Genomic DNA, 21,570 nt, shown 5'->3' with positions numbered 1-21,570 from the left:
CGCGTCCCACGCCCCCGGCCGCACAGCACTGGAGAAGCCATGGCCTTCGCCTCCGTACTGACCGAACCCGGAGCCGACCGCCGGCCGGCTCCGGGTTCGCTCCCGTTCTCACGCACCTGCGGGGAGTCGGGGGAGTCCGCCGTCCCGAAGCCGCTCTGGCTGGTGACCATGCCGACCCGCTCCCGGCACGGGGCCCCGGGCTCCCAGACGTTCGCCGTCCGCGCCGACTCCCCGCACGCCGCCGTGGCCCGCGCCCGCGAGGCGGCCCGCACCGACGCCGCCGTCCTGCGCCGCCGCGCCGCACACATCGACCTCGCCGCAGCCACCGCCGTCCGCCACTGAGCACCCCCGGGCACCCCTGAGCGCATCCGGGCGCACCGCCCGGCGGCCCCGGAGATGATCACCCGGTCGAGCGAATTCGGAGCCCGGCCCCGGGCCTGGCCGCATCCCCTGACGGGCCGTCAGTGGCAAGGAGCGTTCGTCGGCGCACGGGCGCCGGCCGCGCGTCGACCGAGGGCGGGGCGCGGGGTCGGGCCTTGCTGGCGTCCTGCCGACAACGATGTCCGACGAGACTGGGACACCATGGGCGACGCGGGGCCGGCCGGCCTGCTGGAGAAGTACGCCGGCGACGACACCCCGGCCCACGAGTACCTGGCGGGTGGACCACCCTGACCCGGCATCAACTCCTCACCGAGGCAAGGGCTTCGGCGGCGGCACTCCGCGCGCTCGGACTGCGCCCCGGGGAGCGGGTCGCGCTGGCCGCCGGCGATCCGCGGCCCTTCGTCCGGACCTTCCTGGGTGCGCTGTGGGCCGGGCTGGTGCCCGTGCCGGTGCCCGGGCCGCCGATCCTCGGCCGACGCGGCGGCTGGGCCGAGCAGTTGGCGACCGTCCGCGAGGCGGCGCGGCCCGCCGGATGGTGGTCTACGGCGCCGTCCAGGAGCTGACCACCTTCGCCATCTACCGCAGGCAGCGCGAACTCGCCCTCGGCAAGGGGGCGAACGTGCTCGCCGACATCTACCGGCTGATCGGCCGGGACGAGACGGCGCACGCCCGGTTCTACCAGCGGATGCTCGCCCTGCACCTGGACGCCGACCGGGAGGGCACCCTCGCCGACCTGGCCCATGTGCTGCGCACCTTCCGGATGCCCGCCGAGGACGTCCTGCCCGACTACGAGGCGCGGATCGCCGTGATGCGCACCGCCGGCATCGACGCCCCCGCCTTCCTGCTCGACGTGGTCCTCCCCACCCTCACCGCCCTCGGCCTGAGCCGCCACGACCTCCCCGGCCCGCGCCGCCGTGGACACCCTGCTGCGCGGACCCGGGGCGCCGGCGGACGGCACCGGGGCGGACGATACCGGGGCGAACGACCGTGCCGCGGCGGCGCGTTCGAGCTGAAGAAGGGCAACGGTCTCGCCCGTCAGGTCTGCCCGGCGCGGTCCAGCAGGTCGCGGACGGCGGGCTGGCGGGCGTGCGGGCGCAGCCTGGTCCGCAGCGCGGTGAACGCCCCGTCGACCCGGGCACTGCGGAGGCCGGGGCGCAGGTCGAGGAAGTCGTGCCAGACGGCGGCGGCCTCGGTGAGTCGGCCGGTGCGCTCCAGCAGGACGGCGAGGTCGGCGAGGACGACGGCGTGCGAGCGGGTCTCCTCGGGCGGGCGGTGCGGCAGCGACTCCCGGAGGGCGGCCACCGCACCGGCCGGGTCGCCGAGCAGTTCGCGGACCGCGGCCTGCTGGCGCAGCAGCGCGGCCTGGTGGAAGACGCCGACCGGGGCGTCGGCGGGCCCGGTGGCCCGGTCGAGGAAGCGCTCGGCCGCGGTGAGGGTCCGCAGCGCGTCGTGCCGGGCGCCGGTCCGGGCCAGCGCGACGGCCAGCTGGCCGAGCAGGAAGGACCGCCGCTCGGCGGGCGCGGCGCCGCCGTTGGCGGCCCGGGCCAGCGCGAGGGCGCGCGGGCCGTCGCCGAGCGCGAGGGCCTGCACCGACATGCCGCGCAGCACCACGGCGCGGTCGGCGGGGGAGCCGCCCAGCTCGGCGAGGCGCAGCGCGGTCGCGTAGTACCGCCGGGCCTGCTCCGGGCGGCCGTCGTCGAAGTGCATGAAGCCGCACAGGTAGGCGAGCCGCCCGGCTACCCGGTGCATCCGCAGCCGGACGGCGGGCGGGCCGGGCCGGTGCAGGCCCGGCAGCACCTCCCGGGCCAGTCGGGCGGCGAGCCGACGGCGGTCGCGGCCCCCGCCGTGCGCGAGGTCGCTGCGGTGGAAGGCGAGCAGGCCGGCCTCGGCGCGTTCGACCCAGGCAGCGTCCAGGGGCCCGGTGCTGTCGAGAGGCCCGGCAGTGCCCAGCGGCCGGGCGGTGTCGAGGGGCCGGGCGGTGTCGAGGGGCCGGGCGGTGTCGAGGGGCCGGGCGGTGTCGAGGGGCCGGGCGGGCGGGCGGATGTCCTCCGGAGTCACATGATCACACCCATCGTGACGAAACGATTCTTCAACTACCGTATGATGAACGGAAGTTCACTTTTCGCGCACTGTACGCCAAACCCCTGCCCCGGGACGGCCGTTCGCCCGACCGGCCGGGGAACGGGGGCACTTCCGGCGGTACCGGGTGCACGGGGGGCGTGGACCGGGCCGCGCGCGCCGCCGGTTTCCCACCTGACGTACGGCCGGGCGGCGCGTCCTGCACGGCCGGGCCGGGCGTGACGCGGCGTCAAGCGTGACACCCCGCCGGAGCCGGAGCACTTCAGCGCGGACGCCACCCGGGCGCTACTGGGGGAGAGACCGGCCGGTGCGAGGTCCGGCCCCGACCCGAGGAGCAGCGATGACCCCTCCCTCCCCGTCCCGGACCGCCCCCGCCGGACGCTCCGGCCGAACCGCCGCCGAGGTGCTGGCCGAGGCCCGGCAGCGCGTCGAACCCGCCCTGCGGGCCGTCGTCGGGGCGCTGCCCCCCGAGATCCGGCAGATCGCCGGCTACCACGCCGGATGGTGGGACGCCGACGGCCGGCCGACCGGCGGGCAGGGCAAGTCGGTGCGCCCCGCCCTGGCCCTGGCCTGTGCCCGGGCCGTCCGCGGCGGCGGGCCGGCCCCCCACCCGCAGGCGGGGGACGCCGCGGTCGCCGCCGCGGTCGCCGTCGAGCTGGTGCACGACTTCTCGCTCCTCCACGACGACGTCATGGACCACGACCCGGTGCGGCGCCACCGGCCGGCCGCCTGGATCGTCTACGGCACCGGGCGGGCCCTGCTGGCGGGCGACACGCTCCTCGCGGCGGCCACCGACCTGCTCGGGGCGACGCCCGCGGGCAAGGAGCTGAGCAGCGCCGTGCTCGACCTGTGCGTCGGACAGGCCGCCGACCTCCAGTTCGAGGACCGGGCGGAGGTCGGACTCGACGAGTGCCTGCGGATGTCCGAGGGGAAGACCGGCGCGGTGCTCGGCGCCGCCTGCGCGATGGGCGCGCTGGCCGGCGGGGCCGACGGGCGCGCGGTCGACCGCTACCGCGCGTTCGGACGCGAGCTGGGGACGGCCTTCCAGCTCACCGACGACCTGCTCGGCATCTGGGGGGACCCGGAGGTGGTGGGCAAACCGGTCGGCGGCGACCTGGAGTCGCGCAAGAAGAGCCTGCCGGTGGTGGCGGCACTGGCGTCCGGTACTGGGGCGGGTGCCGAACTGGCCGCCCTCTACCAGCGGGCCGGGACGTTCGACGCCGCGACCGTGGCGCACGCGGCCCGCCTGGTGGAAGCCGCCGGCGGGCGCGCCTGGGCCCGCGCCGAGGCCGACCGCCGCAGCGCGGCCGCCCTGGCCCACCTCGCCGCCGCGGACCCGGACCCCGCCGGCGCCGCCGACCTGCGGGCCCTCGCCGACCACCTCCTGGTCCGGGAGCGCTGACGGCACCCGCCCGGGCCCGCGGTCAAGGGCGCCCCCGCGACCTCCACCCCTCGCGACCTCCGCCCCCGTGTCTCGCTCCGTCACGGTGTCTCGCTTGCGGAGGCGCCCTTGACCGCGGGCCCGCGCGTCTGGGGCAATGGAGGCTCCCCGGAGGACCCTGAACATCTCGGAGCGGCCATGGGGCGCACCTCGACCCCCAACCACCTGCTGCGGGCGCTGCTGGACGAGGCCGGATGGACCGGAACGGCACTGGCGCGGCAGGCCGCCGCAGTGGCCGCGGAACAGGGCATCACCCTGCTCTTCGACCGCAAATCGGTCTCCTTCTGGCTGGCCGGGCGCAAGCCCCGGCCCCCCGCGCCGGCCATCGTGGCGGAGGCCCTGTCCCGCGCCCTCGGCCGCCGGGTCACCGAGGCCGCGACGGGGCTCACCCGCGACGCGCCGACCGCCGCCCCGGAACCGGACGACGAGCCGGACGACGCGGCGGACGCCCTGGACCTGCTGGGCGGGGCGCAGCGGCGCCCGCGGACGTCCGCCGTCGGCACGTACTCGCTCACCCGGCTCGACATCCCCGCCTGGGAGCAGACCGCGGGCGCCACCCGCACCCTCCGACCGCCGTACCCCGGCGCCCCGGTGACGGTCGAACAGGTGGCGGCGGCCGAACAGATGGCGCGGCTGTTCACCGACAACGACAGCACCTTCGGCGGCGGCCACGCCCGCCGGCCGCTCGCGGCCTACCTCACCCACGTCGTCGCGCCGCTGCTGCACGGCCCGGCACCGTCGGCCCTGCGGCGCCGGCTCCACCGGGTCGCCACCCGCCTGACCTACCTGTGCGCGTTCATGTGCTTCGACGACAACGAGCACGCGCTGGCCCAGCACTACTACCGGGTCGCGCTCCGGCTGGCGCGCGAGGCCGCCGACCCGGCGGGCTACGCCGTCACGCTGCGCGCCCTGTCCGTGCAGGCCTGCGCGCTCGGCCACCACCGCCACGCCCGGCAGCTCGCCGAGACCGCCGAGACCGCCGGGTGCCGCACCGCCACCCCGACCCGGCACGCCTTCCTGCTCGGCCAGCTGGCCGTGGCGGCTGCGGCCGACGCGGACCGCACCGCCGCGCTGGCGGCGCTCTCGGCGGCCGAACGCCTGATGCAGCGGGCGACCTCCGCGGAACGCGCCGAGCTGATCGGCGACTACCACCCGGCCGCGCTCGCCCACCAGCAGGCCACCGTCCGCCACCTGCTCGGCGACACCGGGGGAGCCATCGCCACCCTGCAGACCTCGCTGCGGCACCGGCCGCCCGCCGAGCGCCGCTCCCGGGCGATCGTCACCGCCCAGCTGGCCGAACTCCAGCTGCGCTCGGGCCACCTCGACCAGGCCGTGCACACCTGGCAGTCCTTCCTCGACGACTTTCCCCACCTGCGGTCCGGCCGGGTCGCGGCGGCCCGGCGCACGATGCGGGCCCACCTGCGCCCGTACGCGGCGCACGCGGGCGTGCGGCACCTGCTGGCCCGGGCCGCGGCCCAGTAGCCGACGGCCGTCCCCCCGGCGGAGAGGCGGAGAACGGCGCGGGGGAGTGACACCCCGGCAAGCGAGACAGCCCCGACGGTCCCGCCCGGTCCCCGTGCCCGGCCTCCCGCGCTTGGCTGGTACCGCCCGGCGGCGCACGGCGCCGGCGGGCGGAAACCACCACCCCGGTCGCGCGCAGGAGGCTGAGAGGGATGTTCCGCCGGAAGAACCTCAACTACACCGTCCCGACCGAGGGCGACATCACCCCGTACAGTCCGGCGGAGTCGCCCCTCCCCGACCCCAGCGGCTGGTTCTGCCTGGGCACCTCCCACACCGTCCGCCCGGGCGCGGTCGTCACCCGGCGCCTGCTGGAGCAGGACGTGGTGCTGTGGCGGGCCCGGAGCGGACGACTCACCGCCACCCGCCCGTACTGCCCGCACCTGGGGGCCCACCTGGGCCGCGGCGGCACCGTGCGGGGCGAGGACATCGTCTGCTCCTTCCACGCGTTCGCCTTCGGCCCCGACGGGGCGTGCAAGGCCACCGCCTACGGCACCCGCCCGCCCAAGGCCCGGCTGGCGCTGCTCCCGGTGGAGGAGGTCAACGGCCTGATCATGGTCTGGTACCACCCCGAGGGGGAGCCGCCCGCCTGGCGGATCCCCGCGCTGCCCACCGCGGGCTGGTCGCCGCCGCACTACAGCCTCACCGAGTCCCCGGGGCACCCGCAGGAGGTGCTGGAGAACGCGATCGACGTCGGCCACCTCGGCACGCTGCACACCACCGTGATGACCGGCGGCAGCGCCGCCGAGCCGTTCCGGGAGAACGGGACGGGCTGCACGACGACGCTGCGGCTGGCGGCGCGGATCCCCTTCACCGGCCGCACCTACACCTCCGACTACCGGATCCGGATCCACGGCGTCGGCTACCTCGTCGCCGACATCGACCTGCGGATGGGCATCGGCCTGCGGGTGTGGGCGCTGCCCGTCGTCACCGGCCCGTGGCGGATGCAGGTCCGGTGGGCCGCCAGCGCCCGGGTCCCGGCCCCGCGGCTGCTGCCCCCGCCGCTGCGCGAGCCGTTCGCGGCGGGCGCCTCGCGGCTGCTCGCCCGGCTCACCCACTGGTTCAACCACACCCGCTTCATCATGCCCGAGAAGGGCGGCGACCTGCCGGTGTGGAGCGCGAAGACCTTCCTGCACCACCCCCGACTCGCCCAGGGCGACGGCCCGTTCATGCGCTGGCGGCGCTGGGCCGACCAGTTCTACCCCGCCGGCGCCCGGCCGGCCGACACCGCCCGCGCCGAGACGCACCCCGCCGAAGCCGCCCGCGCCGAGACCGTCCCGCCGAGCGCCGTCGCCACCATCACCACCACGGGGAGCAGCCGTGAAAACCACCGTTGACCCCCGCCTCCCGGCCCTGTGGTGCCCGATCCCGGTCCGGACCCACCCGCAGTCCGCGCTGATCGAGGAGCGCACCAACCGCTGGCTGCTCGACCACCGCATCGTCGCCCGCGACGAGGCCCACCGCGAACGCCTGACCAGCTACGGGCTCGGCTGGATCGCCTCGATGTTCTTCCCGCACGCCGACCTGGAGCGCGCCCAGCTGGGCGCCGACCTGATCTGCGCCTGGGGCTTCCCGGTGGACGACCTGATCGACGACGTCCGGCAGGACTCCGACCGGCTCGTGCTGCGGCTGAACAACCTGCTGCGGCTGCTGGACGCGCCGTCCTGCCCGCCCGTGGACGACGACCCGCTCGCGGCGGCCTGGGTGGAGGCCCGCACCCGGCTGCTGCGGTTCGCCACGCCCGCGCAGATCGCCCGGCACACCGAGAGCTGGCGGCTGTGGTTCTTCGGCGGCACCTGCGAGCGGGCCCAGCGCTCGCTCGGCGGCGTCCCCGACCTCAACGAGACCGTGGCCGTCAAGCTGTACGGCGTCGGCGCGGCCGTCCCGATGACGTACTGCGAGATCGCCGGCGACTACCGGCTGGACGCCGACGAGCTCGCGCTGCCGGCCGTCCGGGCCCTCGGCGAGATGATGTGGATCCTCTGCAACTGGGACAACGACATCTTCTCCCTCCCGCGCGACCTGACCAACGGCATCGGCGAGAGCAACCTGATCACGATCCTCGCCCGCCGCGACGGCACCGGCGTGCCGGAGGCGGTGGCCACCGCCCTGGCGATGCGCAACCAGGTGATGGCCCTGTTCCTGCGGCTGCGCGAGCAGGTGCTGCCGCAGGTGTCCGAACCGATGCGGCTCTACCTGCGCGACGTGGGCCTGCACATCGCCGCCTACACCGAGTTCTGGCACCACAGCTGCCGGGAGAAGCTGGAGGTCGACCCCGCCCACGCCGGGCTGCTGCCGGAGATCGCGGTGGACACCGCCCCGGACGCCGTGGTCCTCGGCGGCCCGCTCCCCGTCCCGGCCATCGCCTGGTGGTGGGAGTGCCTGGACGCCCCGCTGACCGCCGGCCCGAGGGGATGACCGCCGTGACCACCACCACCTCCCACCCGGCGCCCCCGTCCGTCGACGAGGTGCGCGCCCGCCTCGCCGACCACCTGGCCGGCCTGGTCACTCCCGGGGGCGCGGTGCCCGGCCACTGCCGGGGCCGCGTCCTGGAGACCGCGCTGACCCTGCGGCTGGGCGCGCTGACCGGACTGCCCTGCCCCCGGGAGACCGCCGGGATGCGCCGCTTCCTGGCCGGGGTCGGCGAGACCGTGCCACTGGAACGCGTGGTGCTGCGGCTGGCCCGGGACGGCGCCCGCCCCGGAACCCCGTACCGGGCGGCCGAGTTGCTGCGCGGCTTCGACCACCACACCGCCGGGCCGAAGCGGGAACTGGTCGACGTCGTGCTGCGGCTGCTCGGCGCCGACGTGCCGCTGCCCGCCACGCTGACCGAGCTGCCGGACCTGGCGGCCCTGCACACCTGGAAACGCGTCGAGCGGCTCTCCCACAAGGCGATCGCCTGCCACGCCCTGGGCCGCCCCGAACTGCTCCGCGACCACGAACTCGACGCCCTGGTCGCCACGGTGGACACCCCGGAGATCTGGGAGGGCAACGTCCTGTCCCGGCTGATCGTGCTGTTCGCCCTGCACACCCGCGGGCCCGCGCAGGCCGCACGCGTGCGCGCGGGGCTGCGCGGCGTGCTGGCGACCGCGCGGCCGGACGGCGGCATCCCCTTCATCCTCGACTGGAGCGTCGGCGCCACCGCGCTGACCGGCATGGGCCTGGCCGGGCGGACCGACCGGCGGGACGTCACGGCCCGGCTGGGGGAGCGGCTGGCGGCCCTCCAGCAGCCCGACGGCGGCTGGACGTACACGCCGCACTCCACCCAGACGGACGCCGAGGACTCCTCCTACGGCCTGCAGGCCCTGCACGCCCTCGACCCCGTCCGGTACGCCGACCCGGTCCGGCGGGGCCTGCGCTACTACCTGGAGCTGCAGAACGACGACGGCGGCTTCCCCACCTACCTGCGCGGCAACCCCTCCGAGGCGGCGATGACGGCGGAGGGCGTGGTCTGCCTCGGCCTCGCGGGCGCCGAGCACGCCGACCGGGTCCGGCGCGGCCTGCTCCACCTGATCGACCGTCAGCACCCCGACGGCACCTTCGAACTGTCCTGGAGCAGGAGCCACTCCAGCGCGGTCTTCCGCTGCGTCCGCGCCCTGGGCCTGGCCCGGTCGCTGCCGCAGCTCCGCCCGGACGTCCGCCCGGCGGCGGTGCGGGCCGCCCGCCGGTCGGTCGACCACCTGCTCGCCACCCGCAACCCCGACGGCGGCTGGGGCCACCTCCCCGGCTCCGCCAGCGACACCGTCAGCACCGCTTTCTCCGTCATCGCCCTGCTCACCGCCGACCCGGCCGCGCGCGGGACGGCGGACCTGCCGTCGGTGCCCGCCGCGGTGGCCGCCGGACTCCGCCACCTGGCCGAGCGGCAGCGCCCGGACGGTGGCTTCGACTGCGTCACCGACGAGGTCGGCCCCCGCCCCATCCCCTACGACGTCCCGCACAGCAGCCTCGGCTTCGTCCTCAAGGCCCTGAACTTCGCGGCCTCGCGCGGACGCACCCCGCACTACGCGTAGCGGACGGACCCCGCCGCCGAACGACAGGAAGAGCCGCCGGGACGCTCCCGGCGGCTCTTCCCCGTGCGCGCGGTGCGGGCCGCTACCCCCGGGCCTCCTGCCGGCGGCCGTCGCTCCCGGCGGCCGGCGCCGGGACCGCCCGGGCGGTGCGCGGCGCGGCGGGGTAGAACTGCCGGGCCCAGCGCCGGTACTCCGACAGCGGGCCGTCGCCCTCCGCCACCGGCGGATGGGCCACGTACTTCTTCGTCGCCCAGATCGGGATGTCACTGCCGGTGCGGTCCTCGTTGAAGGAGAAGTCGAGGATCAGCCGCAGCGCCAGCCGGGCCCCCGCGGCCAGCAGCCGCTCCCCGAAGGGCCGCAGCGGCAGCGGCCAGGACCGCGGCCGGACCACCGCCGCGCCCAGCCTGATCCGCATCCGCCCGTCCGCCTGCACCGACGGCAGCGCCAGCACCCGCAGCAACTGCCGCCCGCCGGGCAGGAACATGTCGCCCAGCACCAGCCCCACCCCGTGGGTGGTGACGTGGACCACCAGGGTCAGCTCCGCCAGCCAGCGCGGCAGCGGCAGCCGGACGCCGGGGCGGGGCTTGAGCTCGAAGGTGGCGAACGGCTTGACCCGCAACTTCGCGGTGTAGCGGTGGGGTTCGAAGGAGACGCTGCCGTCGATCGCGTCGCCCATCTCGTGGTACGTGCCGAAATGGCCGAAGTCGATCGGGTTCTCCATCAGCTCCTGCGGGTGCCCGATCGCGTCGATGGTGGCGTGCGCCCACGGCGTGAAACCCTCCGTCGGCAGGTCCGGCACCTCCCAGTCCGGGGGCTTCCCCTCCGGGTGGTACCAGAGCAGCACCAGCCCCGAGGCGTTCTCCCGCACGGTGAGCCGCTGCAGCCCGATCCGCGGCGGCTTCGTCCCGTACCCCGTCCGGACGCACGCCCCGTCGGTCCCGTACCCGAAGGAGTGGAAGGCGCAGACCAGCTCCTCCTCCTCGACCCGCCCCAGCCCCAGGTGGGCGCCCAGGTGCGGGCAGTGCGGCCGCACGGCCCGCAGCACCCCCTTGCGGGTGCGGTACAGGACGACGTCCTCGTCCAGGAAGCGCGAGGTGAACACCTGTCCGGGCCCGACCTCGTCGGAGAACGCCAGCCCGAACCAGCCGCTCGGGTCGGGGATCTGCTTGCCGAACTCCCGGTCCACCGGCGTCGGGGTGTCGATCCGCTGGGCCCCCAGCCAGCGGGAGATGTGGCCGTTCCTGATCATGAAGCTGCTCCTCCGCACCTCGTCCGTGTGCCTGCCCCCAGGTGAGCACCGCGACGGCGGCCGCCGGCAGCCCCCGGAACCGCCGGACCTGTCTCGCTCGCCGCCCGTGTCCCGCGTGCCGACCCTCACCACCGTCCACGGCGGGACCGACCGGGAGGACCGGCAGACCACCGAGGCGCTGCGCCCCGGGCATCAAGGCCGCGTCAAGGTCGCGTCAAGGTGGTCCGTGCGCCCGTATGGAGGGCGTCAGGAAACCTGGAACGGCTTCGGAGGGCTGGTTCGCTGCTGTCGCCGGCAGCCCGTCCTCCCGAAGCCGCTTCCGCACGGAAAGAGCAACGCCCATGTCCCGTGACCTCACCCCCGGCGCCGCCCCGCGCCGCGGGCAGTTGAGGGTCTACCTCGGTTCGGCCCCCGGCGTCGGAAAGACCTACCGGATGCTCGACGAGGCGCACCGGCGGCTCGACCGGGGCGCGGACGTGGTCGTCGGGTACATCGAGTGCCACGGCCGACGGCACACCGAGGACATGCTGCGGGGACTGGAGACGGTGCCCCGCCTGACCCGGACCTACCGGGACGGCGAGTTCCAGGAGATGGACCTCGACGCGGTCCTCGCCCGCCGCCCGCAGGTCGCCCTGGTCGACGAACTCGCCCACACCAACATCCCCGGCGGGCGCCACACCAAGCGCTGGCAGGACGTCGAGGAACTGCTCGCCGCCGGGATCGACGTCGTCACCACCGTCAACGTCCAGCACCTCGAATCGCTCAACGACGTGGTCCGGAAGATCACCGGCATCCCGCAGCGCGAGACCGTCCCCGATGCGGTCGTCCGCCGCGCCGACCAGCTCGAACTGGTCGACATGGCACCCCAGGCGCTGCGCCGCCGCCTCGCCCACGGCAACGTCTACCGGGCCGAGAAGGTGGACGCCGCGCTCTCCCACTACTTCCGGGTCGGCAACCTCACCGCGCTGCGCGAACTCGCCCTGCTCTGGGTGGCCGGCCGGGTCGACGAGGGACTGCTCGACTACCGCGCCACCCACCGCATCGACCGGGTCTGGGAGACCCGGGAGCGCGTCGTGGTCGCGCTCACCGGCGGCCCCGAGGGCGAGACGCTGGTCCGCCGGGCCGCCCGGATCGCCGACCGCACCGCCGGCGGCGAACTGCTCGCCGTGCACATCAGCCGCAGCGACGGCCTCGCGGGCGCCTCCCCGGGGACGCTCGCCGAACAGCGGCAGCTGGTCGAGACCCTCGGCGGCAGCTACCACGTGGTGGTCGGCGACGACGTCCCGACCGCGCTGCTGGCCTTCGCCCGGGCCCACCACGCCACCCAGCTCGTCCTGGGCACCAGCCGCCGGGGGCGGCTGAACCGCTTCCTCACCGGGCCCGGCACCGGCCAGAGCGCCGTGGACGGTTCCGAGGACATCGACGTCCACATGGTCACCCACGCGTTCACCGGCCGCGGCCGACTCCCCCCGCTCGGACGGCGCCACTCCCGGCGGCGCACCGTCGCGGGCGTCCTGGCCGGCCTCGCGGTGCCCGTGGTCCTGACGGCGGTGCTCGCGCAGTTCCACCAGCAGGTCAACCTGACGACGGACGCGCTGATCCTCCAACTCGGCGTCGTCGCCGTGGCGTTGCTGGGCGGCGCGGCCTCCGCACTGCTGGCCTCGCTGACCGCCTCGCTGCTGCTGAACTACTACTTCATCCCGCCGGTGCACACCTTCACCATCGGCGAACCCAACAACGTCATCGCGCTGCTGGTGTTCGCGGTGGTCGCCCTGACGGTCGCCACGGTGGTCGACCACGCCGGCCGGCAGACCGCCCGGGCCGCCCGCGCCACCGCCGAGGCCGAGACCCTGTCCACGCTGGCCGGCAGCGTCCTGCGGGGCGCGGACGCGCTGCCCGCCCTGCTGGAGAAGACCCGCACCGCCTTCGCCCTGGACTCGGTCGCGCTGCTCGACCGGGCGAGCGGCGCGGCCCTGGGCCGCAGCGACGCCGGGGGCGACCCGGCCCCCGACCGGACGGTCACCGAACTACCGGTGGGCGGAGGCGGGTTGCTCGTCCTCGCCGGGCGCCGCCTGCCCGCCGCGGACCAGCGCGTGCTCACCGCCTTCGCCGCCCACATCGCCGCCGCCCTGGAACGCGACCGGCTCGCCACCGCCGCCGCCGAGGTCGAACCGATCAAGGCCGCCGACCGGATGCGCACCGCGCTGCTCGCCGCCGTCAGCCACGACCTGCGCACCCCGCTCGCCGTCGCCCTTGCCTCGGTCGGCTCGCTGCGCAGCCCCGACGTCGAGTTCTCGCCCGCCGACCGGGCCGAACTCCTCGCCACCGCGGACGAGTCGCTGGTCAAGCTCACCCGGCTGGTCGACAACCTGCTCGACCTGAGCCGCCTGCAGGCCGGCGCCCTCACCCTGCACCTCGAACCGACCCACCTGGACGAGGCGCTGCTCCGCGCCCTCGACTCGCTGCTCGACGCCCACCCGCCCGTCCGGCCGCTCGACCTCGACACCGTGCCGCCCGTGCTCGCCGACCCGCCGCTGCTGGAACGGGTGCTGGCCAACGTCGTCACCAACGCGCTGCGCCACAACGCGCCCGGCGCGCCCGTCCTGGTCGCCGCCTCCACGCACGCCGACCGGGTCGAGATCCGGGTGGTCGACCGCGGCCCCGGCATCCCGCCCGGCGACCGCGACCGGGTCTTCCTGCCGTTCCAGCGCCTCGGCGACACCGACAACACCACCGGCGTCGGCCTCGGCCTCGCCCTCTCCCGCGGCCTCGCCGAAGCGATGGGCGGCTCCCTGGAGGTGGAGGACACCCCGGGCGGCGGCACCACCATGCTGCTCACCCTGCCCGCGGCCGCACCGCCCGCCGCCGACCCGCCCGCGGCGGAGCCCGGCGGGGCGGGGGAGTGACGCGGATCCCGGTCGCGGACGGCCGACCGCAGCTGCTGCGCGAGATCCGGGGCCTACTCCCGGGCGGCCGCGGGCCGTCACGGTCCGCCGGTGCTCATTCGGCGGCCGCCGGTTCGAGCGCCGGCGCCGGCACCCCCGACCGGACCTGCCACACGCCGGGCACGAAGAGGATGCCCACGGTCACCACCACGAGCAGGCCGGCGGAGCCGAGCATGACGGTGTGGGAGCCGATGGCGGCCCCGACCGGTCCGACCAGGGCGAAGCCGATCGGCTTGAAGACCTGGGAGCCGAAGAAGTCGAAGGAGCTGATGCGTCCGAGGGCCTCCTCGGGCACGTTCTCCTGCAGGGCCGTGTACCAGAGGGTGTCGCCGAGTTCGGAGCAGGCCCAGGCGAAGACCGCCACGCCCTGCAGCACCAGCAGCGGAGCGCCGACCGCGAACAGGACGAAGAACAGGCCCACCGGGAGGATCAGGAACTGGCCGAAGACCAGGGGGAGTCGGGGCTTCACCCGGGTGGCGACCAGCGCGCCGAGGATGGCACCGACGGAGGTGGCCGCGAGCAGCCCGCCCCAGGCCGCGGCGCCGCCGAGGTCCTCCTTGGCGATGCGGGCGCCCAGCACCATGAACACCGGGAACACGGCGAGTTGGAAGAGGCCGAAGGACGAGATGATCGTCCACACCCAGGTCCGGGAGGTGAACTCCTTCCAGCCGCCCTTGAGTTCGGTGAGGACGGACTCCGCCTTCTCCCGCTTCGGGTCGGTGATCCGCATGAAGGAGAAGGCGATCGCGGCGAGGAGGAACGTTCCGGCGTCCGCGGCCATGCCCCAGCCCGCGCCGACGGTGGCCACCAGCAGGGCGCCCGCCATCGGGCCGATGACGCCCAGGCCGTTGCGGGACAGCGCCAGCAGCGCGTTCGCCTTCTGGAGGTGCCCGGGGCTGACGCTCTGCGGGACCACGCTCAGCGAGGCCGGCAGGAACAGCGCGTTGCCCAGGCCGTAGCCGACCTGGAGGAGGGCGATCTTCCAGACGGCCGCCGAGTCGGACAGCACCAGGGCACCCGAGGCCGCCTGCGCGCCGAACATCGCGACGTTGGCGGCGATCATCAGTCTGCGGCGGGACATCCGGTCCGCCCAGACCCCGCCGAGCAGCAGCAGCGCGACGGTGGGGATCTCGCGGGCCAGCAGGACCAGCGCGAGGCCCTTGGGACCGGCCAGGTCCAGCATCGCGAAGGTGAGGGCGACCAGGGAGATCCCGTCACCGAGGGAGGAGATCGCCCGGGCGCCGAACAGCATCAGGAAATTGCGTTCGGTCAGCGGACCCCGTGGTCGACGCGACGGAATTGATGGCGCGGACAAGCTTTCTTCTCCTCCCGAAAATCCCAGGCGCCGAATTGTTTCCGGTGCAGCCCCGAGGCACCTGAGAGCGATCAACATAACCCGCAGGACGGTGCACCGCCACCCAAATCGAGGAGCGAATCCACTTCACGAGGTGCCCGCGTCAAGTGCACCACATCCACACATCCCGACCGTCGGTGTCCGTTTCACCCACTATCGGTGGGGCAAATCAGGTGGGGCGGTTCAGAACTGGACAAGCCGAGCTTATGCCGACGGATTCCACTCCTATGTCCTTTTTGAGGACCCGGAGGATTCGGATAAATCGGGTAAATGTTCTATCTTGCCCAGGGCGCGGCATGGCGTGAACTTGCGGAGAGCCAAACTCCGGGGGTGGCCCAGAGAAATTCGAAGGGGCTACCATGGGCGCTCTCCGGTGCTCTCCGGGACGCCCTCGCGGCGGTCCGGGAGGCGCCGGAAGAACGGTGAATCGGGCTGCCTGCCCGTTTCGCAGTGGATTCCCGGCTTTATCCGCGCAGTTCGGAGCCGTTCTTCGCATACCGTCCAGGACGGTCGCGTCGTGCGGGACGACCGGCCATGCCATCGGCGACTTCCCCGAAACTGCCATTGGTGCAGAAGTGCCCTCCGGTGCCGTTCTTCGCGACAGGGTCCGGTAGGCATTCCGGCGCATTTCCGCAACCTGTGCCGTGAATTCCCGCCGCCTCGAAAATCGACATCCGGAACCGGCTCCGCGAGGACGCCGCAGATCTGGAGAGGAAGCTGCGACCCCGATACGCCTGGCAATTGTTGGCGGCGGCCCCTATTGCACGTGCGCGATGGAGGGACCGGCCGCTTCGACAGGCGCCGAAGGCGACACCGTCGAACCCGCCGTCCACGTCTTCGAACGCACCGGGCAATTCGGTGCCGGCCGGATCCACAGTTCTGCAGGCCCCCACGAGTCTCCTCGACCGGGCCGCCGGACACGTCTCCTCCGGCGCCGACGAGAGCGTCGAGGACGCGGGCCCGCCGCTCCCCGAGGAGCTCCGCCCCAGCCTCTGCACCTGGGCCCGCCGCAGGTTCGACCGCACCGGCGACCCCCGCCGCGCCCTCCCCCGGGCGGGCCGGGCGAGCGCCGCCGAGACCGAGGCCGTGGCCACGCCGGCCAGGACCCTCCTGCTGCGCGTCGACCTGCGGGACGGGTCCGTGGCGGGAGTTCGCCGCCGCACTCGCCGGCCTCGAACTCGACCTGGACGTCTGGGACGTGGCCATGCTCGGCAGCAGCCACCTCCAGGAGGACGCGCCCGACGGCATCAAGGCCATCGGGAACCCGGCCCCGGCTCCTGGCTGCTCCGACCCGGCCCCGGCCAGGAACCGCCCGAGGGTCAGGCGGGGGTGGCGGGAACCGCTGCCAGGGCCGCTTCGGCGATCCTCGCCGCCTCCTGCTCGCAGTCGGCGGCCGGATGCCGCTCGCCGGCGAGGAAGACGTCCACGGTGAGGTTCGCCCTGCGGACGGACAGCGCACAGGTCCACCCGCTGTCGGCGGTCCTCCAGTACGCGTCGTCGGCGAAGGCGAGACCGGTCGCGGGGCGGCCGTCGCTGCGTGCACGGTCCGTGAAGTCCTTCCGCTGGACTTCGGTGGCGTTCTCGCCGGTGCCCACCGAACGGCGCAGGGACCAGCGGACGTCGGCGTGGGAGGAGGGTTCCCAGCCGCTCGCCAACTGCTCGTTCCTGTCGTACCAGGAGCAGTCGGTGTCGGCCGAGGAGGAGAAGTCGGTGAACCGGTCCATGTCCTTCCGTCGTTCCGGCAGGGGGAGCCGCAGTGCGGCCTCGGCGCAGGTCGGCATCGTCAGGTAGCGGTCCGCCGGCCCGGCGCGGTTGTCGTCGCGGACGTACCACCACGCCCCGGCGCCCAGCAGGCACAGGGCGGTTGCGGTCGCGGCCGCGACCGGGACCCACCGCCCGCGTCGCCGCGGGGCCGGAGCGGACACCTCGGTGGCGAGAGCGGTGGCGGCGGCGGTGGGGCTGCCCGGGGGCAGGGCCGCCGCCCGTTCGGAAGCGGAAGCGGAAGCGGCGGGGGCCCGGCCCGGGTCCGGAGCCGGGTCCAGGGGCAGCAGGTCGGCGACCTGCGCCCGCTGTTCGGTGATCATGGCGTGGACGGTCGGCGGCCAGGGGCGCGGATCGGGCGCCAACGGACCCAGCGCGGCGAGGAGTTGGGCGGGCGTCGGGCGGGCGGCCGGGTCCTTGGCCAGGCAGGCGGCGGCCAGGCCGCGCAGCCCGTCCGGCAGGGCGTCGAGTGCGGGTTCGGCGTGCGCGACGGCGTAGAGCTGCTGGAACGTCGAGGGTCCGGCGAACGGGCTCGTCCCCGTGGCGGCCAGGACCAGGACCGAACCCAGCGAGAACACGTCGCTCGCCGGGGTGAGCTCCCGGCCCTCCGCCTGCTCGGGGGACATGAACGCGGGCGAGCCGATGACCAGCCCCGTGCCCGTGAGTGCGGCGGGACCGCCGTCCTCGACGGCCCGGGCGATGCCGAAGTCGATGACCCGCACCCCGTCCTGCGACAGCAGGACGTTCTCCGGCTTCAGGTCGCGGTGGATCAGCCCGGCCCGGTGGATCTCGTCCAGGGCGGTCGCCAGGCCCACCGCGAGCCGCCGCGCGGTCTCGGCGGGCAGTGGGCCGGACCGCTCCACGGCAGCGCCGAGCGAGGGGCCGGGCACGAACACGGAGGCGAGCCAGGGCACGGCGGCCTCCGGGTCGGCGTCCAGTACCGCTGCCGTGCAGGCCCCGGACACCCGCCGGGACGCCTCCACCTCGCGCCGGAACCGGGCCCGGAAGCCCGCGTCGACGGCGAGGCGGGCGTGCACCTGCTTCACGGCGGCGAGCCGCCCGTCCGGCCCGGCGCCGAGGAACACCCGTCCCATGCCGCCCCGGCCCAGTTCGGCGAGCAGGCGGTACGGCCCCGCCCGGTGCGGGTCCTCGGGACCGAGGGGGCGCGTCATCGGGCCTTCACCGCCGCCATGAACTGCCGTCCGACGTCCTCGGCGACACCCTCGCAGCGGCCCACCGGATAGGCGGCGCCCTCGACGATCAGGAACACGTGCAGGTTCCCGTCCCGGCCGCGCAGGACGCAGGACTCGCCGTGCGGCTTCTCCCACAGGGCTTCCTCGAAGAAGCCGTAGGCGGAACTGCGCGGGGTGACCCCGCGCCGGTAGAACGCCTCGTAGTGCTCCTTCGCCAGTTCGGCGCCGGTCCGGCCCGCGGCGCTGTCGTACTGGTCCCAGACGATGGTGATCCGGTCACCGGAGCGGGTGTTCCACGAGCACTGCTCGGAGCGTCGCCCGCCGACCGGAGTGGTGCGGTCCGGACTCTCCATGGTGTGCTCCACGGTGAATCCGCTGGGGGCCGTCACCCGGGTGAACACCTCGTCGCAGGTGGACAGCGGCCCGGTGTACCGGTCGGGGACCTTGCTCAGCGGCACGTCGCCCGGGGTCGGGACGGGCTCGGGCACCACCAGGTAGTACAGGTCCGCCGCCCGGCCCGGCGCGGCGACCACCGCTCCGGTGACCGCGAGCAGCCCGGCGCCGACGGCCAGGGCGATCCGCCGGGGCCGCCGCGAGGCCCGTCCGGGGATGGGGGCGGAGACGGGGGCAGGGGTAGGGACGGAGGCGGGAACGGGCGCGGGGGCGAAAGCGGTCGGCGGCGGGGGCGGGGGGACGGAGGGTGTCGCGTGGACGAACCGGTCGGCCTCCGCCCGCTGGGCCGCGATCCGGGCGTGCACGGCCTCGGGCCACGGCCGGGCGGCGGCGGCCACCGCCCCGAGGCGGGCCGACACCTCCTGCGGGGAGGGCCGCCGGGCCGGGTCCTTGGCGAGACAGGCCGCGACCAGGGCGCGCAGACCCGGTGGCACGGCCGTGACCTCGGGTTCTCCGTGGACCACGGCGTGCAGGACGGCGGGCACCGAGCCGCCGTCGAAAGGGGGCCGCCCGGTGCAGGCCAGCACCAGAGTGGCCCCGAGCGCGAACACGTCGGCGGCGGGCCCGGCGGCCCCGCCCACGATCTGCTCCGGGGCTATGAAGGAGGGGGAGCCGATGAAAGCGCCGGTGTGGGTGATCCTGGTGGCGTGGTCGTCCGCCCGGGCGATGCCGAAGTCGATGACCCGGACGCCGTCCTCGGTGAGCAGGACGTTCGACGGTTTCAGGTCCCGGTGGACGAGCCCGGCCCGGTGGACGTCCGCGAGCGCCCGGGCGAGACCGGCGGCGAGCCGGCGCGTCGTCTCCTCGGGCAGGGCGCCGACCGCCTCCAGCGCCTCGCCCAGGGTGGGCCCCGGCAGGAACAGGGAGGCGAGCCAGGGCGCCGGAGCGTCCGGGTCGGCGTCCACCACCGGCGCGGTGTAGGCGCCGGACACCCGCCGCGAGGCGTCCACCTCGCGCCGGAACCGGGCGCGGAAGCCCTCGTCGTCGGCGAGGTCGGCGTGCACGCGCTTGACGGCGACGAGCCGCCCGTCCGCGGCCGCCCCCAGCAGCACCCTGCCCATACCGCCCTGGCCGAGCACGGCAACCGTCCTGAAAGGTCCAACGTATGGCGGATCGTCAGGTCCGATCGGCTGCATGGCTTCCGTTCCCCCGTAAAGCTTTGGTCAGGAGTGTGATCCTAGGCGACACCTCCCACCGGCCCCGCCGCGGTCCGTCTTTCCGTGGAGAGGAAGCCGAGGCCCAGGCGCTCGTTCACGCCGGAGTTCGCGGCCGTGATCGTCGACCTGTGCCAGCGCGGCGAACGGTCCACAGGTCAGGTCGCGCAGGACTTCGACCTGACCGGCGCCCGCGCAGCCTGGGCGGCGCGGCCGCGATTCCCTCTCCGGGGCGGTTTGAGGGGGTTCCCGGCGCTCGGCGGTACCGGCCCGTGGTCTGCTCGGGCGGGGGTCCGGAGGCGGGCCCGAAGACCGGTGGCCGGTCGAAGCCGCGGTGACGGCACCGCGGCACCCGGCCCGGGAATGGGGAGGAACAACGATGAGCCCTGCGTCCACGCGGCAGGCCGAACCGGCCTACCAGGCCGCCCAACTCGCCACCTACCAGCGGCACTGCGAGGGCTGGAACCGGCACGACCTGGACGCCGCGTTATCCATCTACACCGACGACGCCCACTACGAGGAGAAGTCGCTCCGCTGGGACCTGCACGGCCTGGACGAGATCCGGGACCAGTTCGGACCCTGGTTCGCCAACACGTCCGACACCAGGTGCTGGGTGGAGGACAGCGTCCACGCCCCGGACCGGGCCGCGTTCATGTGGCGCGTCACCGGGCTGCACGTGAGCGGCCACCGCTTCGACCTCCCGGGGATCAGCCTGCTCAGCTTCACCCCCGACTGGCAGGTCAGCCACGACGTCGCCCTGTGGAACCTGGCCGACCTGCCCGAACAGGCCGCCAAGGACATCGGCATCGACACCGCCGCCGCGTACGGGATCCCGATCCGGGCCGCGGCCAACGGACGAGGGACGTCGGCGGCGCGCATCGCCGACTCCCTCCGGACCCGGCAGCAACCCACGCGGTGCTGACGGCCCGTCGGACCGGCTGGGCGGCGCACCGCACGTGGGGGTGGGGCCCCTGGACGTTCCCTTCCGGGCGGTGTGTCGTCGGCCTGCGCGGAAGGGCGCGCTCCGGCGCCCTGTTGCTGTGTCGGCACGTTCACGAGGAATGGGTTTACACAGGTCAGTGGCGGTTTCCCCGTGCCTTGAGGGTGGCGTTCGGCAGTTCCGGGGCGGGCAGGCGGTCGCCCGGGTAGCCCGTCACCTCGCCGAAGCGGTCCCCCTTCTCCCAGTCGAGGCGGGCCTGGACGATCTCCTCGCCGGTGCGGGCGACGAAGTTCCACCACATGACGATCTCCTCGCCGAAGGGGGTGCCGCCGAGCAGGACCAGGCGGGCGGGTTCGGCGGAGGTGTTGGTGAGAGTGGCGGTGGGGTGGCCGGTGGGGAGGTGGCCGAGTTCGTCGGGGCGCAGCGGGGTGCCGGCGAAGCGGATCTCGCCGGCGTCGACCAGCAGGCCGTGCTCGAAGGCGGGGTCGAGGTCGAGGGTGGTGGTGGCCCCGGCCGGGAGGTGGATCTCGGCGCCCAGCAGCGGGCTGAAGGTGGGGACGGGGGAGGTCTCGCCGGCCAGCGTGCCGAGGAAGACCCGGGCCTCGCCGCCGCCGGGCAGCGGGACGGGCCGCGGGACGTGGTGGTGGAAGGCCCGCCCGGTGTGCCGGTGCGCGTCGGGCAGTGCGATCCAGAGCTGGACGCCGTGCAGGACGGTGGTCTCCGGGGTGGAGGTCTCGGAGTGCGCGATGCCGCGGCCGGCCGTCATCAGGTTGAGCTCGCCGGGCAGGACGTCCTCGTGGACGCCGTTGCTGTCGCGGTGCCGGAGCTTGCCGCTGAACAGCCAGGTCGCGGTCTGCAGGCCGATGTGCGGGTGCGGGGGCACGTCCATGCCGCCGGTGACGGCGACGTCGTCGGGGCCGTAGTGGTCGACGAAGCACCAGGCGCCGATCAGGGTACGCTCGCGCTGGGGGAGGGTCCGACGGACCGTCATGGCGCGGGCCCCGCCGAGCGGGACGTCCCGCGGGGGCAGGACCTCGGCGGCGCCGTTCCCGGTGGTGCTCATGCTGTGCTCCCTCCCCGGTGCCGGGGGCT

15 protein-coding genes and 1 pseudogene are annotated in these 21,570 nt (G+C 75.1%); 10 read left to right on the top strand and 6 right to left on the bottom strand.

Features of this window, described 5'->3' with window-relative positions:
- Positions 1-39 precede the first annotated feature (39 nt).
- The 3 genes and pseudogenes from ACIOHG_RS11270 to ACIOHG_RS11260 form a co-directional block, all read left to right on the top strand.
- Positions 40-342 (top strand): hypothetical protein, encoded by a 303-nt coding sequence (locus tag ACIOHG_RS11270; protein ID WP_400948265.1) that lies wholly within the window; start codon positions 40-42, stop codon positions 340-342.
- A gap of 326 nt (positions 343-668) precedes the next feature.
- The gene (locus tag ACIOHG_RS11265) at positions 669-944 is read left to right on the top strand and encodes an AMP-binding protein (protein WP_400948503.1); all 276 of its coding nucleotides are present in this window, start codon (positions 669-671) and stop codon (positions 942-944) included.
- Positions 914-1,117, top strand: a pseudogene (locus ACIOHG_RS11260) (acyl-ACP desaturase); the annotation flags it as partial. The gene ACIOHG_RS11265 and the pseudogene ACIOHG_RS11260, both read left to right, overlap by 31 nt.
- Positions 1,118-1,416: 299 nt before the next feature.
- Here the strand turns inward: ACIOHG_RS11260 and ACIOHG_RS11255 are convergent.
- Positions 1,417-2,439 (bottom strand): hypothetical protein, encoded by a 1,023-nt coding sequence (locus ACIOHG_RS11255; protein WP_400948264.1) that lies wholly within the window; start codon positions 2,437-2,439, stop codon positions 1,417-1,419.
- A gap of 361 nt (positions 2,440-2,800) precedes the next feature.
- Between ACIOHG_RS11255 and ACIOHG_RS11250 the strand changes: the two genes are divergently transcribed.
- From ACIOHG_RS11250 to ACIOHG_RS11230, 5 genes are all read left to right on the top strand, one after another.
- Complete coding sequence (locus tag ACIOHG_RS11250) at positions 2,801-3,862, top strand: polyprenyl synthetase family protein (RefSeq protein WP_400948260.1); 1,062 nt, start codon at positions 2,801-2,803, stop codon at positions 3,860-3,862.
- Positions 3,863-4,039: 177 nt separating this feature from the next.
- Entirely contained in the window at positions 4,040-5,383 is a 1,344-nt protein-coding gene (locus ACIOHG_RS11245; RefSeq protein ID WP_400948257.1) for a hypothetical protein, read from the top strand.
- A gap of 191 nt (positions 5,384-5,574) precedes the next feature.
- Positions 5,575-6,756, top strand: a complete 1,182-nt coding sequence (locus tag ACIOHG_RS11240; RefSeq protein ID WP_400948254.1) for a Rieske 2Fe-2S domain-containing protein — start codon at positions 5,575-5,577, stop codon at positions 6,754-6,756.
- Positions 6,740-7,837 (top strand): hypothetical protein, encoded by a 1,098-nt coding sequence (locus tag ACIOHG_RS11235; protein ID WP_400948250.1) that lies wholly within the window; start codon positions 6,740-6,742, stop codon positions 7,835-7,837. Before ACIOHG_RS11240 ends, ACIOHG_RS11235 begins: the two co-directional genes overlap by 17 nt.
- A gap of 5 nt (positions 7,838-7,842) precedes the next feature.
- Positions 7,843-9,429: a prenyltransferase/squalene oxidase repeat-containing protein gene (locus ACIOHG_RS11230; RefSeq protein WP_400948247.1), complete on the top strand. Its 1,587-nt coding sequence runs from the start codon at positions 7,843-7,845 to the stop codon at positions 9,427-9,429.
- An 82-nt stretch (positions 9,430-9,511) separates the two neighbouring features.
- Here ACIOHG_RS11230 and ACIOHG_RS11225 read toward each other — a convergent pair whose 3' ends face one another.
- On the bottom strand, positions 9,512-10,678 hold the full coding sequence (locus tag ACIOHG_RS11225; RefSeq protein ID WP_400948244.1) for a Rieske 2Fe-2S domain-containing protein: 1,167 nt from the start codon (positions 10,676-10,678) through the stop codon (positions 9,512-9,514).
- A gap of 341 nt (positions 10,679-11,019) precedes the next feature.
- On the opposite strand from ACIOHG_RS11225, the gene ACIOHG_RS11220 reads away from it, so the two are divergent.
- On the top strand, positions 11,020-13,584 hold the full coding sequence (locus ACIOHG_RS11220) for an ATP-binding protein (protein ID WP_400948241.1): 2,565 nt from the start codon (positions 11,020-11,022) through the stop codon (positions 13,582-13,584).
- Positions 13,585-13,678: 94 nt separating this feature from the next.
- On the opposite strand, the gene ACIOHG_RS11215 is transcribed toward ACIOHG_RS11220, so the two are convergent.
- From ACIOHG_RS11215 to ACIOHG_RS11205, 3 genes are all read right to left on the bottom strand, one after another.
- Complete coding sequence (locus ACIOHG_RS11215) at positions 13,679-15,016, bottom strand: MFS transporter (protein WP_400948238.1); 1,338 nt, start codon at positions 15,014-15,016, stop codon at positions 13,679-13,681.
- A 1,280-nt stretch (positions 15,017-16,296) separates the two neighbouring features.
- Positions 16,297-17,910, bottom strand: a complete 1,614-nt coding sequence (locus tag ACIOHG_RS11210; RefSeq protein ID WP_400948235.1) for a serine/threonine-protein kinase — start codon at positions 17,908-17,910, stop codon at positions 16,297-16,299.
- A complete protein-coding gene (locus tag ACIOHG_RS11205; protein WP_400948233.1) occupies positions 17,907-19,463 on the bottom strand; it encodes a serine/threonine-protein kinase in 1,557 nt (518 codons plus the stop codon). The genes ACIOHG_RS11210 and ACIOHG_RS11205 overlap by 4 nt, the downstream gene beginning before the upstream one ends.
- A gap of 454 nt (positions 19,464-19,917) precedes the next feature.
- On the opposite strand from ACIOHG_RS11205, the gene ACIOHG_RS11200 reads away from it, so the two are divergent.
- The gene (locus tag ACIOHG_RS11200; protein WP_400948230.1) at positions 19,918-20,460 is read left to right on the top strand and encodes a nuclear transport factor 2 family protein; all 543 of its coding nucleotides are present in this window, start codon (positions 19,918-19,920) and stop codon (positions 20,458-20,460) included.
- Between the two features lie 154 nt (positions 20,461-20,614).
- On the opposite strand, the gene ACIOHG_RS11195 is transcribed toward ACIOHG_RS11200, so the two are convergent.
- Positions 20,615-21,541 (bottom strand): pirin family protein, encoded by a 927-nt coding sequence (locus tag ACIOHG_RS11195; RefSeq protein ID WP_400948227.1) that lies wholly within the window; start codon positions 21,539-21,541, stop codon positions 20,615-20,617.
- Between the last annotated feature and the right edge of the window lie 29 nt (positions 21,542-21,570).

This window comes from Kitasatospora sp. NPDC088134 (genome assembly GCF_044741705.1).
GTDB lineage: Bacteria > Actinomycetota > Actinomycetes > Streptomycetales > Streptomycetaceae > Kitasatospora.
Note: the sequence above shows the minus strand (reverse complement) of the source record. Positions and strands in the feature narration are given on the sequence as shown.

What these genes read in the sequence shown, in the direction of transcription:
- ACIOHG_RS11245 (WP_400948257.1), top strand. Translation starts at nt 4,040, where the DNA reads ATGGGGCGCACCTCGACCCCCAACCACCTGCTGCGGGCGCTGCTGGAC.
- ACIOHG_RS11250 (WP_400948260.1), top strand. Translation starts at nt 2,801, where the DNA reads ATGACCCCTCCCTCCCCGTCCCGGACCGCCCCCGCCGGACGCTCCGGC.
- ACIOHG_RS11215 (WP_400948238.1), bottom strand. Translation starts at nt 15,016, where the DNA reads ATGTTGATCGCTCTCAGGTGCCTCGGGGCTGCACCGGAAACAATTCGG.
- ACIOHG_RS11210 (WP_400948235.1), bottom strand. Translation starts at nt 17,910, where the DNA reads ATGACGCGCCCCCTCGGTCCCGAGGACCCGCACCGGGCGGGGCCGTAC.
- ACIOHG_RS11200 (WP_400948230.1), top strand. Translation starts at nt 19,918, where the DNA reads ATGAGCCCTGCGTCCACGCGGCAGGCCGAACCGGCCTACCAGGCCGCC.
- ACIOHG_RS11240 (WP_400948254.1), top strand. Translation starts at nt 5,575, where the DNA reads ATGTTCCGCCGGAAGAACCTCAACTACACCGTCCCGACCGAGGGCGAC.
- ACIOHG_RS11195 (WP_400948227.1), bottom strand. Translation starts at nt 21,541, where the DNA reads ATGAGCACCACCGGGAACGGCGCCGCCGAGGTCCTGCCCCCGCGGGAC.
- ACIOHG_RS11270 (WP_400948265.1), top strand. Translation starts at nt 40, where the DNA reads ATGGCCTTCGCCTCCGTACTGACCGAACCCGGAGCCGACCGCCGGCCG.
- ACIOHG_RS11225 (WP_400948244.1), bottom strand. Translation starts at nt 10,678, where the DNA reads ATGATCAGGAACGGCCACATCTCCCGCTGGCTGGGGGCCCAGCGGATC.
- ACIOHG_RS11220 (WP_400948241.1), top strand. Translation starts at nt 11,020, where the DNA reads ATGTCCCGTGACCTCACCCCCGGCGCCGCCCCGCGCCGCGGGCAGTTG.